This window comes from Pseudoalteromonas sp. PPB1 (assembly GCF_015356275.1).
In the GTDB taxonomy this organism is placed as follows: Bacteria; Pseudomonadota; Gammaproteobacteria; order Enterobacterales; family Alteromonadaceae; genus Pseudoalteromonas; species Pseudoalteromonas rubra_D.
Window position 1 is genome coordinate 42444 of record NZ_JACEQV010000025.1, and the last position, 18320, is coordinate 60763.

Here is an 18320-nt window from a genome sequence, read left to right on the forward strand (position 1 = left end):
GACCCTATTTTTTCGCCTCAAAATAGCTCACTTAATTAAGCAAATTGGTATAAAAAAACCGCTCTTAGAGCGGTTTTTTCTTTCCGTGCAAAGCTTATAGCAGGCCTAGCTTCTTAAGCTCTTTGCTTGCAAGCTGGCTTGAAAGTGGTACATAACCATCTTTCTCTACAATCTTCTGACCTTCTTTTGACAGCACCATTTTCAGGAACTCAGCTTCAATTGGAGAAAGCGGCTTGTTCGGGTGCTTATTCACGTAAAGGTATAGGAAACGAGACAGCGGGTACTTACCCTTAGCAACATTGTCTAGCGTCGCATCAACAAAGTTGTCGCCTTTTTTCGACAGCGGTACAGTACGTACACCAGATGTCTTATAACCAATGCCTGAGTAGCCAATTGCATTCACTGATGAAGAGATTGACTGAACCACTGAGGCTGAACCTGGCTGTTCGTTTACGTTGTTACGGAAGTCACCTTTACACAGGGCTTTTTTCTTAAAGTAACCGTAAGTACCTGATACTGAGTTACGACCATACAACTGAATGTCTTTGCTACCCCAGTCACCAGACAGACCTAAGTCGCTCCAGCGCTCAACTTGCTCAGAAGCACCACACTTACGCGTTGATGAGAAAATAGCATCAACCTGGTCGATACGCAGGCCCTGAATTGGGTTATCTTTGTGTACAAATACTGCCAATGCATCGATAGCAACACGAACTTCAGTCGGCTTATAACCATAACGCTTTTCAAACGCTTCGATTTCTTTCGACTTCATCTTACGGCTCATTGGACCAAAGTTGGCTGTCGCTTCTGTCAAAGCCGGTGGCGCAGTAGAAGAACCTGCAGCCTGAATTTGAATGTTCACGTTAGGGTAAATACGTTTGTACTCTTCAGCCCAAAAGGTCATCATGTTAGCCAGTGTGTCGGAACCCACAGATGAAAAGTTACCTGAGATACCGCTGGTTTTGTTGTACTCAGGTAGATTCTTATCAAGTGCAGAGGCTTGAGCAGATACCAGTGTTGTTACAGCCACACCCATTGCGGCAACTAAGCTTTTAAATTTCATTGGGGTCACTCCAAATGTTCTTCCCATTTAATTTCTGAGCACATTGTGCAGAAAACAAATGACAATAAAATTACTCTCAAATGACACTTTTATGACTTTCGGTATTTGTCATAAAAATGCGTTTTTCTTTTTCAAAGGCAAATGAGAATCGCGATCCTTTGCCCAGTGTACTGTCAATTTCCAGGTGTGAGTCATGACGTGACAAAACGTGTTTAGTGATAGCCAGACCCAGCCCTGAGCCACCAGTTTTGCGGCTACGCGCCTTGTCCACACGGTAGAAACGCTCAGTGAGCCGGTTTATGTGCTCAGGCGCAATCCCATCACCATTATCAATGACAGAAAAGCGGGCACGATCTGATTCCAGGAACCAGTTCACAGTGATTTTTCCACCCGGCTTAGTGTAATGAATGGCATTGAATACCAGATTAGAAAAGGCGCTACGCAGCTCATCAACACACCCTTTAATATCCAGCGACTGATCAACGTTAAACTCAATCTCATGATGTTTGTCCTGATTCAACGAATTGGCTTCAGTCTGGATCAGAGCCAGCATAGCAGGTACATTCACCGCTTTATCATTGTCCTGGTTACGTTGCCCTTCAATGCGGGATAAAGAGAGCAATTGATTCACCAAACTGTCCATCCGTTTGCACTGCTCTATCATAGTGTGGTGCGCTTTGTTCCACATTGCAGGCGGCGGCATGTTATCGCCTTCCATCATCTCCAGATAACCCGTCACCACCGTTAGTGGTGTACGCAGTTCATGAGAAACATTAGCGACAAAGTCTTTACGCATCTGCTCCAGCTGTTTTAGCCTGGAGATGTCACGTACCACCATCATTAACTGCTCTGCGTAGGGCATAACCCGAAATTCTAATACGCGCTCTCCACCATGCCCCGATTCCATCTCCAGAGGATCATGAAAATCATGAGCCTGCATATATTTGACGAATTTAGGATCGCGGATCAGATTATCCAGGCGTTGCCCATGATCAGTCGGCCATTGCAGACCCAGCACTTTAAGAGCAAGCTGGTTACACCAGACAATACTGAGATCCTGTTGCATTACAATCACGGCATCAGGTACCGCTTCGGCACCTTCGCGAAAGCGTCGGATCAATTCAGCCAGCTCATTGCGTTTTTTGCGGTTGCGGTGCTGTAGTTGGTAAATCCCTTCAAAGATCTGCTCCCAGGCGCCCGATCCTTCTGGTGGATTAAAACTGCGCTGATTGATCAGCCAGTCACTCAGTCGATACAATTGTTGATAATGCCAGATCAATAGCACCATGGCACCGATAAAGAGTAAAACAAACGGTGCGCCTAATAAGATCCCAATCAGGGTTAATGGCAGGAAATACAAAAACAGGCGTTTCAATAACGCCTGTTTATCAATCACCCTATACATACAAAATGATCCTAAAGAAAATGCGCCACGGTTAGCCTACCATAGCGCCAGGTGCTTTACAGCTTACTTGAGAAGCGATAACCAGCACCGCGTACGGTTTGTACCAGGCGATCATGGCCCAATGGTGCAATCGCTTTGCGTAAGCGACGGATATGAACATCCACTGTACGATCTTCAACATACACATTAGTGCCCCAAACGTGATCCAGCAACTGTTCACGGCTATAAACACGCTCCGGGTGCGTCATAAAGAAATGCAGTAATCTGAATTCAGTAGGCCCCATTTCCAGCTCATTACCAGCAGAGGTTACTCGGTGTGATATTGGATCCAGACGTAACCCGTGCACTTCAATGGCCTCTTCCAGTGAAGTGGGAGAAACCCGGCGCATCACTGCCTTGATACGTGCCATTAATTCTTTTGGAGAGAAAGGTTTAGTAACGTAGTCGTCTGCACCCACTTCCAATCCTTTGACCTTATCTTCTTCTTCCCCACGTGCTGTTAGCATGATAATCGGGATTTGTCTGGTGTATTCGCTTTGTTTAAACTTTTTGGCAATCTGAATACCGCTGCCTCCTGGCAACATCCAGTCCAATAACACCATATCAGGATAAGGCTCAACCATAGCTGCAATTGCAGAATCATAGTCTTCAGCTTCAATGGCTTGAAAACCATTTTGTTCCAACACAAACACCAACATTTCTCTGATCGGTGCTTCGTCATCAACTACCAGTACTTTACGTGACATTCCCATTTATCTCTTACGTTACCGAAGTGGGTTTCATTATTATGACTAAGTATGACAGTTTTATGAAATACCAAGTGATAAAAGATGACAATTGGGAAAAAAATAGGGCCAAACAAATACAAAGCTATAATACTGAAAAAACGTAAGTTTCACCTGGCTACCAGCTTGCTTTAACCAACAAGTGGGTTAAATCTTTGTTTAGTCAGGTTTGTTTTGTCGCTTGACGCGCACACAAAGTAAAGCAAACCCTGTAAACGTCACGTAACGCTAGACATACGGGCCATTTAAGTTCATTTACAAAGCCATTCTTTGACATGATGCTCAGCCCTTAAACAGAGTACTCAGACCGAGTTATAACGGTACCTTAATATAGCTGTATTTGGGTTACAGGGTTTATTTCGCCCTATGGACTGTGCAATGTTACACCGCCATTAAGTGTAACACTGCCTAATGCAAGCCCAATCAAATATCACGCTATTGAGCAAGGGCGCGGCTTGTGGACTAAAAGTCATACCTCAAGGTCAGTGCCATATGATCTTGATCCGCCTCATTATCGAGATCGATTTTAGTGTACCAAAGATACATTCTCGTTTGCTTTGACAGGCTTTTCTCAACCCCAATGGAAACTGCATCACCAGAGTCTTTCAGCTTGCCGGAGGCGCCATCTGAGTTCTGATATTGCGCTAGTAGCTTGTAGCCACTGTCTAACTTCAATGATGCGCTGGCCACATAGCTGTCTACCGTATCATTGCTGTCCACCGCTTCACTTTGCTGATAGCTGGCACCCAAGGTCACTTTGGCCACTTTACCCTGAACAGTAACACGAGTGATGTCCTGGCCAGCGACTTCTTCATCACGTGCTACACTGGCATAAATCGCGGTTTTCTTCAGCTTACTGTCACCATAAGAGGCCGCCATAGACAGCCCACTTTCGCCGTTTTGTTTACTGTTGTCCTCACTGATATAGCTAACCGTAAATTTGAGATGATTCAATGAAGGAGTTGTATATTGCAATGTGTCGCCAAGGCGGTTTTCACCCACAAAAAAACTTTTGATGTCGGCGTTGAAGTCATTCATGAGATCCACTTTTCCCTGAGACTTCTTCATAGGCGTGTCAGCCCGCCCCACTAAAACCTGGCCAAACCGGCCCTTAATACCCACATACTGTGAGCGGGCCGTAATATTCTCTTCGGACTTACCGTCATTGTCGTTTTCGGACATTTCAACCTGAAATTCCAACTTATAAAACGCAGAGATCCCTGTGTCTATGTCTGCTCCGCCTTTGATCCCCATTCTGGAGGCATAGCTCTCAACTGAAGTGTCTGAACCACTTCCCGTATCACTGTTTGCCACACCCAAATGGGCGCGACCGTAAACCTTGAGCTCTTCAGCCTGTACTTCCATGCAAGCCAGCGCAGAACACCCAATAAGGGCAGCCATAAAGCATTTCTTCATACTTTGACCCCAATAAAAATCAATGTGAGCAGAATAGAGTATTATTTAAAGCTAGACGCTCTGTATCAGAGATCAAGTGATGTACCGCTGGATCAAAGTTTTTCTAAGTTAAAATGTCAGAGATCAAATTTATACCAACAAGATCCGATCGGGATCATACTTTTACTAACCACAATGATCTATTTTGCCAGGTCCGGCACTGCGAACAAGCTAACTTATTGATTTTAGATCGGATCCAATAAGGTGATACACTCAGATCCTTGCCTGACTTAGTAAGATCATGATCCCGGAACGTTTGTGCTCTCGTTACTTAGTCAAGATCTGATCCCTGTTAACCTAGGTAGGTAAAATTCTGATCCCAACAGGATCGACATGTCTGCAAAGAGACAAACAACGCAAACAAAAATGCCGCAGTATATGAGCTGCGGCATTTAACACTAACCAGATTGTGTCGTGTTAGTATTTATTTGATCTGGGGATCCAGCTCACCTGACAGATATTTCAGGTGCATATCATCCAAAGAGATTGGCTTAATGCGGCTTGCATGGCCTGCAGTACCAAACGCTTCGTAACGCGCAACACAAATCTCTGTCATCGCTTTCGTTGCTTCAGCAAGGTACTTACGAGGATCAAAGTTAGCCGGGTTATGTGCCAGGTGACGGCGAATGGCGCCAGTCGCAGCTAAACGTAAATCGGTGTCAATGTTCACCTTACGTACACCGTGCTTGATGCCTTCAACGATCTGCTCAACCGGTACACCATACGTCTCAGGGATCTCACCGCCAAACTCATTGATAACAGCCAGCCACTCCTGAGGCACCGATGAAGAACCGTGCATAACCAAATGGGTATTCGGGATACGTGCGTGGATCTCTTTGATGCGATTGATTGCAAGGATGTCACCCGTTGGTGGACGCGTAAACTTGTATGCACCATGAGACGTACCACAGGCAATAGCCAGTGCGTCAACACCTGTTTTCTTGACGAAGTCAGCCGCTTCTTCAGGATCGGTCAGCAGTTGATCATGAGACAATTTACCTACTGCACCAATGCCATCCTCTTCACCAGCTTCACCCGTTTCTAATGAACCCAGTACACCCAGCTCACCCTCAACAGATACACCACCAGCGTGTGCCATTTCTACAGTGCGTCGCGTTACATCAACATTGTACTCATAGCTTGATGGTGTTTTACCATCTTCCATCAAAGAACCATCCATCATGACCGATGAAAAGCCAAGCTGAATTGAACGCTGACAGACGCCCGGAGAGGTACCGTGGTCCTGGTGCATAACAACCGGAATGTGCGGCCATTCTTCTACTGCGGCCAAAATCATATGGCGAATAAACGGTGCCCCTGCGTACTTACGTGCGCCTGCCGAGCCCTGAACAATAACCGGACTATTGGTTTTATCTGCCGCTTCCATAATAGCGCGCATTTGCTCTTGGTTGTTTACGTTAAAGGCAGGAACGCCGTAACCATGCTCTGCGGCATGATCCAGCAATTGACGCATACTGATTAAAGCCATTGTGCTTTCTCCAATTGTTGATGAGTGAAGCTGATATTTCCAGATCAGCGCTCGAACTCATCGATTTGAACGGGATAGATAGTAAGTGCTACACACTCAGTTTGTTTTGAGAATAAATGTGAGAGAGTCTCAAAACCGGACCAATCTGTCGGCCCAAAAATCTGATGCTGCAACGTATTGCGCAGCATCGTGCTTGAATTACGCTTTCGCTCTTTGTTCAAGCATAGCGACTGCTGGCAGTTTTTTCCCCTCAAGGAACTCTAAAAACGCACCACCACCTGTCGAGATGTATGAGATTTCATCTGCAACGCCGTATTTATCGATCGCGGCAAGGGTATCACCACCGCCAGCAATTGAGAAAGCGTTAGACTTCGCAATCGCATTGGCAATCGCTTCAGTACCATTACCGAATTGATCGAATTCAAATACACCAACAGGACCATTCCAAACCACAGTACCAGCGTTGGCAATGATTTTACCCAAGGTATTGGCTGTATCTGGACCAATATCGAAGATCATGTCAGTGTCACGTACTTCCGCAACATCTTTGATCTGTGCAACCGCAGACTCAGAGAATTCATCACCAACCACCACGTCAGTTGGTACAGGGATATCTCCGTCATTGGCGCGTGCTGCGTCACTCAATTTGTTCGCTTCATCAATCAGGTCCGGTTCATACAGAGATTTACCTACCGGGTTACCCGCTGCGGCGATAAAGGTATTTGCAATCCCGCCACCGGTAACCAGTTGATCAACCACTTTAGATAATGAATCAAGTACCGTCAGCTTAGTCGACACTTTAGATCCACCAACAATAGCAACCAAAGGACGTGCGGGATTATCAAGGGCTTTGCCCAGTGCATCCAGCTCAGCCGCCAGTAATGGACCTGCACACGCAACATCAGCAAACAAGCCAACGCCATGTGTTGACGCCTGAGCACGGTGTGCCGTGCCAAATGCATCCATCACATACACGTCACAGAGTGCCGCCAGCTTCTTAGACAGCGCTTCATCGTTCTTCTTTTCACCAACATTGAAGCGAACGTTTTCGAATACCACAACTTCATTGTCTGCGATATCAACGCCATCCAGATAGTTGTCTACGAGACGCACATTTTGCTCTAATGCGTCGTTTAGATAATCAACAACTGGTTGTAGTGAATACTGCGCATCGTATTCCCCTTCCGTTGGGCGACCCAGGTGAGACATAACCATAACCTTGGCACCTTTTTCCAGGGCAAGTTTGATGGTGGGTAAAGACGCTCTGATACGGGCATCTGATGTAACCTTACCTTCTTTCACCGGTACGTTAAGATCTTCACGGATCAGAACGCGTTTGCCGTTTAAATCTAAATCCGCCATCTTAATGACTGACATTGACATCTCCTTCAAGAACGATACTGAGTTTTTAATTAACTTGTGTCATTGCTGTGGCTGTATCGAGCATGCGATTTGCAAATCCCCACTCGTTGTCGCACCACACCAGCAACTTCGCCAACCGTTTCTGGCTGACGCGTGTTTGGGTACCATCTATGATACTGGAATGTGGATCATGATTAAAATCCACCGAGACCAAAGGCTCTTCAGTGTAGTCCAGTATCCCTTTCAACGGGCCACATGCGGCCTGTTGTAATGCATTATTCACTTGTTCGAGCGTCACATCACTGTTGAGGGTAACGCTCAAATCCATTGCCGTCACATTAATGGTGGGTACCCGCACTGCAATGGCTTCAAAACAACCATGAAACTTAGGCAAGATCCGCTCGATCCCACGGGCTAACTTTGTATCCACCGGGATAATAGACTGACTTGCCGCTCGGGTACGCCGCAGATCAGGGTGATATGCATCAATCACCTGTTGATCATGCATAGACGCATGGATCGTTGTAATGGTGCCCGAGCCAATCCCAAAAGCATCATCCAATACATTTATGACAGGGACAATACAATTAGTAGTGCATGAGCCATTTGATACGATGGCATGTTCAGGACGCAGTTCTTTGTCATTAATACCATACACTATGGTGGCATCGACATCCGCGTCAGCCGGATGAGAAAACAGCACTTTCTTGGCACCTGCACGCAAATGTGCCTGGGCATGAAAGCGGGAATGAAATACACCAGTACACTCTAACACAACATCAACATCGAGGGCATGCCAGGGTAAATGGCTGGGATCGGCTTCGCTAAACAGTTGGATTTTATCTTCTCCAACCGTCAGATAGGGGGCATCAAGGTGCACAGGAAAAGAAAAACGCCCATGTGAGGTATCGTATTTCAGCAGATGAGCAATGCCCTGCGGATCGGCAAGTTCATTTATAGCGACGATTTGAATGTCATACTGGCGACCAGATTCATACAAAGCCCGCACTATATTGCGACCAATACGACCAAAACCATTTATAGCCAGTTTGATAGTCATTAAGTTGAAGATCCACCACGTTGTGAAAAATTGGGCTCAATCCTGCTGCATACACGGTGTAGCGTCCGCACGCGAATAAAATTCCCAAGCTTTCCGTATTAAGATGGCGCTATTGTAATCGACCGGGCACAAATGTGTAAGAGATATGCAAAAATAATTACGTCAGCTGTCTGAGTAACGCCCCATGTGTCCCACCAAACTGGCTGTTTTGTGCGAGCAAGAGCTCAGCCGTACTCAGCGCATCACTGAGTGCATGATGCTCACAAGCTGACGGCAATCCATAACGCTGACGACAGGCAGACAATGTAAGACAGTCCGCTGCCAGCGTTTGTCCTTGTCTGAGCAAACGATTTCTCTCAATCTGCATCGTATCCAGGATCAATTCAGGACGCACAGAGATACCATGAGACACAAATGCCCGCTTGAGAAACCCCCAGTCCAGTATGGCGTTGTGGCATACCAATACACCTTGTTCGAACAACTCGGCCAGTTGTTGTAGTAATGCACGCAAACTGGTTCCCTGTGCTAATGCCTGCTCATCCACACCATGGATCACCGGACTTTGTCCCAACTGACGTACTTCCTTATTCAACATGTGCCGGGCTGTGCTAAGCGTGATCCGACCCTGTCGGATCTCAACCCAGGCGGCGGAGACAATTTCGTCCCGCTTTGGGTCTAATCCAGTCAACTCCAGATCCAAGACGATTAGGTTAGCATCTTCCAATCTCAAATGACGATAAGTATGCCAGTTACGTAATCGGGTTAACCAACTCACAGGCTACCTCTGGCAAATTTGAAGGCACATGCTTGTTGTGCCTGCTTGATCAACTGAAATGCTTCTTTGAGCTGATGACGCTCCAGTGAGCTTAAATACTCTGGATTAATGCAATTTTCCGGCAAGCCTTCTTTGTCAATCTGAGTACGCAAACGCAGCTGAGTTAAATAGCGCCAGCAATCTTGTAAGTTAGCAATGTCTTCAGCACTGAGCACTCTGTGCCCTTTCAGCGCATGTAAGCGTTGCAGAGTATTAGCTTTACGGATCCCAGCTTGCAACGCATAAAGACGAACAACATCGTTGATGATCACCACACCGCGCTTTTTTAGGTCCAGATATTTGTGCTTGTGCTTATCTTGCTGAAGCTTAAACTGCTGAAACAAACCAATCGGCACCGTGTTGGCATTAATATCAGCAGCCATCGCAGCATAAAACAACGCATTTTTCGGGATCTCATTTAAATGATGCAGAAATTGGCCGAACAAAACATCCGATCCGGTAATAAAGCGCAGATCAAAATAGATCTTACAGTTAAGCATTGCATGGGGTGTCGGAGTATGGATCCAGCTCGTAAACCTGTCGCACCATTCACTGAGCGTGCCGCGACATTGCGGATTACTTGCCATAATATTGCCCGGGCAAGTCCGGATCCCACATTCATCCAGTTGCTGGCAGACAAATGCACCAAGCTGAGCAAAATAATGCCTTTGTTCATCTGTCACACCTTCGGGCAACAGCAGACCATTGTCCTGATCTGAATGCAGGGTTTGCTCTTCACGCGCCTAGGAGCCAAAACAGATCCAGGCAAACGGAGTGGGTGCGTTGCCATGCTGCTGCTGATATAGGTCTATCAAACGTCCAGTCAGTGCATCACTAAGCCCACTGAGCAGCTGGCCGATCAGTGAAATATCCTCGATCTTATTGGCAAAATCACTCAATAGATCTGGGATCTCTTTCGCTAACTGCTTCACCTGGGCATAACTGCATGCTTTATAGATCCGACCGATCAATTGCACCGGATCGCTTTTTTGCTGACGTAAAAGATCTGTGCTGGTGATCATACCTATCGGCATACGATCTTCATTGAGTACAGGCAGATGATGAATATTGTGCTTGAGCATCAAATGCAATGCCGAAAAGATCCGATTGTTTTCGAAGATGTGTTTCGGTTTGGCCGTCATGATCTCACGGATAGCCCGGGCAGGATCAAGGCCCTCAGCCAGCACCCGATTACGCAAGTCACGATCCGTCACAACTCCTGCTAACTGGTCGTGCTCGATCACCATGATTGAAGACACCCGATGCAGCTTCATGACTTTGGCCGCGTCCTGAATACTGGCATCAGGCGCCAGAGTCACCGCAGCCCGGCTCATTAACTCGCTGACCGGACGTTCAGACCAACTGTTTCCCGAATCTTTATAATGGCTGGACAGCAGGCGTTTGGCATGGGCACGCACAAAATACTGCTCAAAAGGTTTATATTCATGACGGAGAAAATCAAACGCCGATTGTGGCAACACATATACCAACCCTGGCTGCACCACTTCCAGTTGATTACTGATTGGTTCACCGGTTAGCAACGAGGGATAACCAAAGTAATCGCCTTCAGCGAGCCGGGTAACCAATTCGCCCCGCTCCGAACGTAAATCAAAGTGACCGGAACGCACCAGATAAAGCTGGGGCTGATCACTTTTGAACCACTGGGCCTGATTTTGTGCGCTGACGTAAATGATTTCCAGATGCTCAACAAAGTAATCTACCGCGCTGTCGGTCAGCTGAGCAAATGGCGCCTGTTGCTGCACAAAGGTCAGCACATCCTGTACCTGAGCCGTCATAACCCCTCCCAAAAATAACAACTACTCCACAGCTTTCGCCATGAAGTAGTTGGTTTCTTTGCTATCAGAAAGTCCCCCTACCTGATAGGCTGCGCTTTAGTGCGCATGTGCAGCAGACGATCCTTTCGGGTTACGGATCCCATCTACCATTTGCTTCACCTCAATTGGCGTTTCAGCGGTCAGCTTCATAACAATGGCAGCAATACCAAAGTTCACTAACATACCAATAATACCAATCCCTTCCGGTGAGATACCAAATAACCAATTCGCAGGCGTGTTCAGTTCCGGACTGACAAATTTAAAGTAGATAATGTAGGCGGCCGTGAACCCAATACCGCATACCATACCGCTGATGGCGCCTTCTTTGTTCATACGTTTAGAGAAAATACCCATAATGATCGCCGGGAAGAAGCTTGCTGCTGCCAGACCAAAGGCAAAGGCCACCACCGACGCCACGAATCCGGGCGGGTTAATACCGAAATAAGCAGAGATTGCGATGGCCACCATTGCCGACAAACGTGCAGCCAGGAGCTCTTGTTTATCACTGATATCCGGTTTAAGCGTGCGTTTGAGGAGATCATGTGAGACCGAGGTGGAGATCACCAGTAACAGGCCCGCTGTAGTCGACAGTGCAGCAGCTATACCACCTGCAGCGACCAGTGCAATCACCCAGGCTGGTAAGTCTGCAATTTCCGGGTTCGCCAGTACCATGATGTCTCGGTCGATTTTCACTTCATTACGGCTCGCCGGGTCGTCAATCTTACCGGCAGAGTAGAACATTTTGCCGTCACCATTTTTATCATTGAACGTGATAAGACCCGTTCTTTCCCAGTTTTTCACCCACTCTGGCGCTTCAGCATACGCTGTACCACTGCCATCTTTACCATTGATAGTGTCAATCATATTCACACGGGCAAATGACGCAACCGCTGGTGCGGTGGTGTATACAATGGCAATGAAAACTAAAGTCCAGGCAGCTGAAATACGGGTGTCTTTTACTTTTGGTACAGTAAAGAAGCGCACAATAACGTGTGGCAAACCAGCAGTACCGACCATCAGAGCAGCTGTAATAGCGAAGACATCAATCATGCTCTTGGACCCTTCGGTGTATTGTGCAAAGCCGAGTTCGGTACTGAGTCCATCGAGTTTATCCAACAAATAGGTTCCGGAGCCGTCCGCCAGCGTGCCACCAAAACCTGTTTGCGGCAGTAAGTGGCCAGTCATCATCAAAGAGATAAAAATAGCAGGTACCAAATAAGCAAACACCAGTACACAATATTGCGCAACCTGCGTATAAGTAATGCCTTTCATGCCACCCAGGACGGCATAGAAGAATACGATCACCATCCCGATATAAACGCCAGTTTCAATGTCGACTTCCAGAAAACGAGAGAACACCACACCCACACCACGCATCTGACCGGCGATATAAGTGAAGCAAATAAAAATCGCACACAAAATGGCGACAACACGGGCTACCTGAGAGTAATAACGGTCGCCGATAAAGTCCGGCACAGTGAATTTACCAAATTTACGCAGATAAGGTGCCAGGCACAGTGCCAGTAGTACATAACCACCGGTCCAGCCCATCAGATACACGCCACCGTCGTAACCTGCAAATGAGATAATCCCTGCCATGGAAATAAATGACGCTGCACTCATCCAGTCTGCAGCCGTTGCCATGCCGTTCGCCAGCGGCGGCACACCGCCACCAGCAACATAGAATTCATTGGTTGAACCGGCACGCGCCCAGATAGCAATGCCGATGTAGAGGGCAAAGCTAAGCCCAACAATTAAAAAGGTGAGAGTTTGAACATCCATCATAGCGCTCCTTATTCATCCACGCCGTATTTTTTGTCCAGCGCATCCATTTTGAATACATAGACAAAAATCAAAGCAACGAAGGTATAAATTGCGCCCTGCTGCGAAAACCAAAAACCCAACTTAAATCCGAAGAAGCGAACCTCGTTGAGTACATCAACCAGTAGAATGCCGCATCCAAAAGACACCACAAACCACACTACTAATAGCTTAAACATTAAGGCTAGATTCTCTGACCAATATGCTTTTGCTTGTTCTTCACTTTTAAAAGCCATGATAAGTCCCCTTTCACACACCTGTTGCCGATGTGCTGGTGTTAATGACCTTTTGACTGTAGCAATGGGGCGTCAAGAAGAAATTGAGACCTTAGTCGTAACAACAAGGTTACGTTTACGTAAACTGCAAAACAAAGATATATCCAAGCTGAACAAAATATATAAAATCAATAAGTTAAACAATTTACTGAGGGGAAACTGCGATTAGAGGAAGGTGTATCTCAGGGATAAGACATTAGTCTAATTAATTCAATAAAAATCGAATAATTATGTAAAATCAGGTGATTATGTCACTTTGGATTATTTGCAAGTGATGCTACTTTAAAGGCACAGAGACAATAACAAAAATTATCACAAGGGCTCATCATGACGGCTGCACTGATCCTCGTTGCCATCGCCTATATCGGCTTACTCTTCTGGCTCGCCAACTGGGGGGACAAAACAACGCCGGCTGCAACCCGGATAAGCCATCACCCTTTTGTTTATGCCCTCGCACTGGGTATTTATTGTACCTCATGGACCTATTACGGATCAGTAGGCACTGCAGCGACCAGTAGCTGGCACTATTTGCCCATTTTACTGGGCCCAGCCTTGCTGTTTATGTTTGGTCAGGGCTTTTTACGCAAACTGATCCTGGTCAGTAAAAAACAAAACATCACCACCATCGCCGACTTTATTTCAGCACGTTATGGTAAGCGCCAGACCACCGCGGTGATGGTCACTATGATAGCCTTGCTGGCCACCATTCCCTATATTGCGTTGCAGCTCAAGGCGCTGAGCAGCAGCTTTTTGCTGTTACAACAGGGCACCCCAATTTCCGGGGGCATGCTGGCCATGACCGGCACTTTATTAATGGCCCTGTTTGCGATCTTTTTTGGTACCCGCAAAGTTGATGTCACCGAATATCGCTCCGGACTGATGCTGGCTGTCGCATTTGAGTCGCTCATCAAGTTACTGGCACTGGTCGCAGTGGCTGTGATAGCCATAAAAGCGCTGCTAACTCAGAGTGGCTCAACCACCTTGTTATTTGCTCACTGGCAGGGATTTGATTTTACCAATTTCAACTTTGTCGGCCAGACACTGATGGCCGCAGCAGCCATCATCTGCTTACCTCGTCAGTTTCACGTTACTGTGGTCGACAATCAGGATAGTCGACATCTGCGCACTGCCCGCTGGGCGTTTCCGGTTTACCTTATCCTGATTGCCGCAATGATTTTGCCGATTGCCACGGCAGCCATTCACCCCAATATCGGCCAAACCGTTGCTGCAGACAGCTTTGTGCTGGCTCTGCCGATGATGCAGGGTCACCCGTTGATCACCACCTTTGTATTCATCGGCGGGTTATCAGCAGCCACCGCTATGATAGTGGTCGCCACACTGACGCTCAGTACAATGCTTTCCAATGATGTGGTGCTCCCTTTGCTGATCAAGCGCAAGTTTAAGAAAAACCGCCTCACTAGTAATTATAAAACCCGAATTTTGCTGATCCGACGCTTTATCATTGCCGCTATCCTGGTGCTGGCTTTTCTTTATCAGCAATGGTTTGGCCATGGCGAAGCGCTTGCCAACATGGGCCTGGTGGCGTTTTCTTTGGTCACTCAGTTATTGCCAGCCATTGTCGGCGGGCTCTACTGGCGAAAAGGCCATGCTTATGGCGTCTATGCCGGGTTACTGGCCGGCTTTCTGTGCTGGATGTTGTTTCTGATGTTTCCAGTCATTGAAGCCGGCAGTGCGCTGGATTTTGAAACCCGCCAGACCATCATCACCCGGGGCACCTTATTGGCATTACTGGCCAATATCAGTTGTTATATCAGCTTCTCACTGGGTGCATATGAGCGTCTCATTGATAAAATCCAGGCGGCCGCGTTTGTCAGCCCCTGGGAGCAAGCCAGCGCAGCCAAACGGCTTAACAAAGATGTCAAAGCCACAGTGTACGACTTTACGGTATTGCTACAGACCTTTTTAGGGATCCAGCGCAGTCAGCAGTTGCTCAGCCATTACGCGATTAATCACGATATTGAAGACAGTAACGCCTATCCGAGTGCTGATTTCATTGCCTTTTGTGAGCGTGCCCTGACCGGCGTGTTAGGCGCCTCCTCTGCCCGTGCCCTGATCCACGCCGTATCCTCGGGTAAGCAACTCGCCTTTGAAGAAGTAGTTAACTTTTTTGATGAAACCACGCAGGCGTTACAATTCAACCAAAACCTGCTGTTTACATCTTTGGAAAACCTCAGTCATGGTATCTCGGTCGTCGATAAAGATCTCAACCTGGTTGCCTGGAACCGCCGTTATCACGAAATGTTTGAATATCCGGACGGTTTTTTGCAGGTGGGTCAGAGTATAGAAGAAGTGATCCGCTTCAACGCTGAACGCGGTGAATGTGGCCCCGGAGAGTTAGAAAAGCTAGTCGAAAAACGCGTACAACATTTGAAAAATGGCACGCCCCACCACTTTATTCGTCACCGCAGCAATGGTCAGGTGTTCGAAATGACAGGTAATCCGCTGCCAGAAGGTGGCTTTGTTACCAGCTTTTCCGACATCACCAGCCATATCGACACCCAAAACGCGCTTGAAGAGGTGAATATGGATCTGGAAAACCGCATTGAAGCGCGCACCCAGGAAATTCGCCTGATCAATCAGGATCTGAAAGCGCAGATAGCCAGCCGGGAAGAAACCGAACAAGCCCTGGTAGGCGCTAAAAAGGAAGCTGAACGCGCCAATGACAGCAAAACCCGCTTTCTGGCCCTGGCCAGCCACGATATTTTGCAGCCCCTGAATGCTGCCCGACTTTACCTGGCGGCGATCGATGAAGATAAGTTACAAGGCAATGATCGCAGCAACCTGGAAAAACTGGGTGCCAGCCTGGATTCAACCGTTCATCTGATGTCGGCGTTGCTGGATATTGCCAAGCTGGAACAAGGCGCCATGAAGCCAACCCCCCGCCATTTTGATATCAACGACATCATGTCACCACTGGCCAATGAATACGCCATTTTATGTCAGGAAAAAGGCCTGTCATTACAAGTGCGTACCAGCCACCAAATCATTCACAGCGACATTACCTATCTGCGCCGAATTGTGCAGAACCTGGTCTCCAATGCGGTGAAATACACGGAGCAAGGGCGGGTTTTGCTGGCCTGTCGTCGACGCAGCCACAGTGTCCGCATTGAAGTGTGGGACACAGGCCCCGGTATCTCGGAGCATGAACAGCAAAAAATATTCAACGACTTTTACCGTATTCAGAGTGGCGATAACAAAGGGGTCGGACTGGGGCTGGGTGTTGTGAAGCGACTATGTGAATTGCTCAGTATGCCGTTGGAGATGCAGTCAATCCCCGGTAAGGGCAGCCGTTTTTGTGTCGAAGTGCCGCTAGGCGACCAACAACAAGTACAGCAAAAAACCACACAGTCAGAGCAAAAACCAAGCGCAAAAACCCGCTTTAATCTGGTAGTGGTTGACGATGATCCGAAGAATCTGGCTGCGATGGCCAGCTTGCTCGATAAATGGCAGTTCAGTTATCAGATGTTTGAAAGGGCAGACAAAGCCCGACAGCATGCCACCCAAAGCCAGGCACCGGATTTTATCCTGATGGATTATCAGCTCGATAATAATGAAAACGGGGTTAATTTGATCACGGAATTAAGACAATGCTGGAACGCCCAGATCCCGGCGGTACTGATCACTGCGGTACGTGACGAGCCTTTAAAATTACAGGCTAAACAGGCGCAGATCCACTATCTGAGCAAACCCCTTAAACCGGCTAAGCTTAAAGCACTGCTCAACCACAGTACCTGAGGCGCACCTCAGAGTAGGTGCTAAGAGTCACTAATAGGCAAGCTGGATCTGGTCACGACCATTCGCCTTGGCACGGTAAACGGCCTGATCGGCCATTTTCAGGGCATGGCTGAATGGCATGCTGGGGTTGACTTCGGCAACCCCAAAACTGGCCGTGACATGGATAAGCGTGTTTTCCTGACGCACTTCCATCTCACGGACCGCAGTACATAACCGGTTTGCTACCATATGTGCATCACTGACCGAGGTTTCTGGTAATAAGACCACAAACTCCTCACCGCCCAGACGACAAAAACAATCTTCAACGCGCACCACGTCCAGACAACATTGAGCAAACTTTTGCAGCACTTTATCGCCCGCATCATGACCAAAATCGTCATTGATCCTTTTAAACCTGTCCAGATCCATCATGATCAGACTCATAGGACGCTCAGTGCGCTGATGACGGCTCATTTCACGCTTGGCGTGCTCCATTAAAAAGCGCCGGTTATTCAGACCCGTAAGCATGTCCTGAAAGGCCATTTTAGTGAGCTTTTCCTGCATTTGATACAACTCGTGTACCAACAAACGCCGACTACAGCAATCCGCGACCATTTCTGTGATCGTTACCTCCCACTCCTGCCACTGGCGTACATCGGCCAGTCCCTCACAACACACCACACCCAGTGCAATACCATTTTTAAAGATGGCAGTATCTAGCATGGTCGCAATGTTATTAGGCTTGAGATAGATATCGGTGAATTCGCAGGTGCGAGGATCTGTACAGGCATTTTCTGCTGCAATCGACTGACCGCTAATAATGGTGGCAAAGTAAACAGGAAAATCATCAATGCTCAGCACCGGTAGCTGGCTTGGCACGGCCTGCCAGTCTGTATTGGCATAATTGAGCAGCTTGCCTGGCTTGTGCATGTCGTCAAATAACCACACCGACACACGATCGACCTGAAGCAAAGATTTTGCCTCAAAAATGATATCATGCAGAAAGCGCTGATGTTCGCCGGAAACATCGACTTCTTGCGAGCTGATCCGCCGCAGTTTTTGCGTGCTCTGGGTTAATCGATTCAAAGGTACTACCAAGTCGCAAAGCTGTTGAAATCAGGCATCATCCCAAAGTGATGCCATATCGTTGTCACACTCTAATAGTATAGCGCCTGTCACAAAATGCACTGTTTTCTTTAGTCCGGGCATGCCCAACCCTGA

The 18320-nt window shown here is 47.5% G+C and carries 12 protein-coding genes and 1 pseudogene; 1 reads left to right on the top strand and 12 read right to left on the bottom strand.

Translation table 11 applies throughout. From position 1 onward, the window contains the following. Nucleotides 1-94 precede the first annotated feature (94 nt). From IY568_RS19945 to IY568_RS19995, 11 genes and pseudogenes are all read right to left on the bottom strand, one after another. A complete protein-coding gene (locus IY568_RS19945) occupies nucleotides 95-1063 on the bottom strand; it encodes a PstS family phosphate ABC transporter substrate-binding protein (protein ID WP_010383461.1) in 969 nt (322 codons plus the stop codon). A gap of 76 nt (nucleotides 1064-1139) precedes the next feature. Continuing rightward, nucleotides 1140-2468: a phosphate regulon sensor histidine kinase PhoR gene (gene phoR, locus IY568_RS19950; RefSeq protein ID WP_125559114.1), complete on the bottom strand. Its 1329-nt coding sequence runs from the start codon at nucleotides 2466-2468 to the stop codon at nucleotides 1140-1142. 56 nt (nucleotides 2469-2524) lie between these two features. Further along, complete coding sequence (gene phoB, locus IY568_RS19955; RefSeq protein ID WP_010383464.1) at nucleotides 2525-3214, bottom strand: phosphate regulon transcriptional regulator PhoB; 690 nt, start codon at nucleotides 3212-3214, stop codon at nucleotides 2525-2527. Between the two features lie 501 nt (nucleotides 3215-3715). After that, nucleotides 3716-4654, bottom strand: coding sequence for a porin (locus IY568_RS19960; protein ID WP_125559110.1), 939 nt, complete (start codon nucleotides 4652-4654; stop codon nucleotides 3716-3718). Nucleotides 4655-5132: 478 nt separating this feature from the next. Next, a complete protein-coding gene (fba, locus tag IY568_RS19965; protein WP_010383466.1) occupies nucleotides 5133-6197 on the bottom strand; it encodes a class II fructose-bisphosphate aldolase in 1065 nt (354 codons plus the stop codon). 198 nt (nucleotides 6198-6395) lie between these two features. Beyond that, entirely contained in the window at nucleotides 6396-7574 is a 1179-nt protein-coding gene (locus IY568_RS19970; RefSeq protein WP_125559108.1) for a phosphoglycerate kinase, read from the bottom strand. A gap of 31 nt (nucleotides 7575-7605) precedes the next feature. Further along, on the bottom strand, nucleotides 7606-8619 hold the full coding sequence (gene epd, locus IY568_RS19975) for an erythrose-4-phosphate dehydrogenase (protein ID WP_194868494.1): 1014 nt from the start codon (nucleotides 8617-8619) through the stop codon (nucleotides 7606-7608). Between the two features lie 157 nt (nucleotides 8620-8776). After that, on the bottom strand, nucleotides 8777-9394 hold the full coding sequence (locus tag IY568_RS19980; RefSeq protein WP_125559104.1) for a 3'-5' exonuclease: 618 nt from the start codon (nucleotides 9392-9394) through the stop codon (nucleotides 8777-8779). Beyond that, nucleotides 9391-11229, bottom strand: a pseudogene (locus IY568_RS19985) (DUF294 nucleotidyltransferase-like domain-containing protein). Before IY568_RS19985 ends, IY568_RS19980 begins: the two are co-directional and overlap by 4 nt. A 96-nt stretch (nucleotides 11230-11325) precedes the next feature. Then, nucleotides 11326-13050 carry a sodium:solute symporter family protein gene (locus IY568_RS19990; RefSeq protein WP_125559199.1) on the bottom strand — a complete coding sequence of 575 codons (1725 nt, stop codon included), beginning with the start codon at nucleotides 13048-13050 and terminating at the stop codon, nucleotides 11326-11328. 11 nt (nucleotides 13051-13061) lie between these two features. Beyond that, complete coding sequence (locus IY568_RS19995; protein ID WP_010383473.1) at nucleotides 13062-13325, bottom strand: DUF4212 domain-containing protein; 264 nt, start codon at nucleotides 13323-13325, stop codon at nucleotides 13062-13064. Nucleotides 13326-13691: 366 nt separating this feature from the next. On the opposite strand from IY568_RS19995, the gene IY568_RS20000 reads away from it, so the two are divergent. Continuing rightward, nucleotides 13692-17120: a PAS-domain containing protein gene (locus IY568_RS20000; protein WP_194868495.1), complete on the top strand. Its 3429-nt coding sequence runs from the start codon at nucleotides 13692-13694 to the stop codon at nucleotides 17118-17120. A 30-nt stretch (nucleotides 17121-17150) separates the two neighbouring features. On the opposite strand, the gene IY568_RS20005 is transcribed toward IY568_RS20000, so the two are convergent. Beyond that, nucleotides 17151-18185, bottom strand: a complete 1035-nt coding sequence (locus tag IY568_RS20005; protein WP_194868496.1) for a sensor domain-containing diguanylate cyclase — start codon at nucleotides 18183-18185, stop codon at nucleotides 17151-17153. Nucleotides 18186-18320 lie beyond the last annotated feature (135 nt).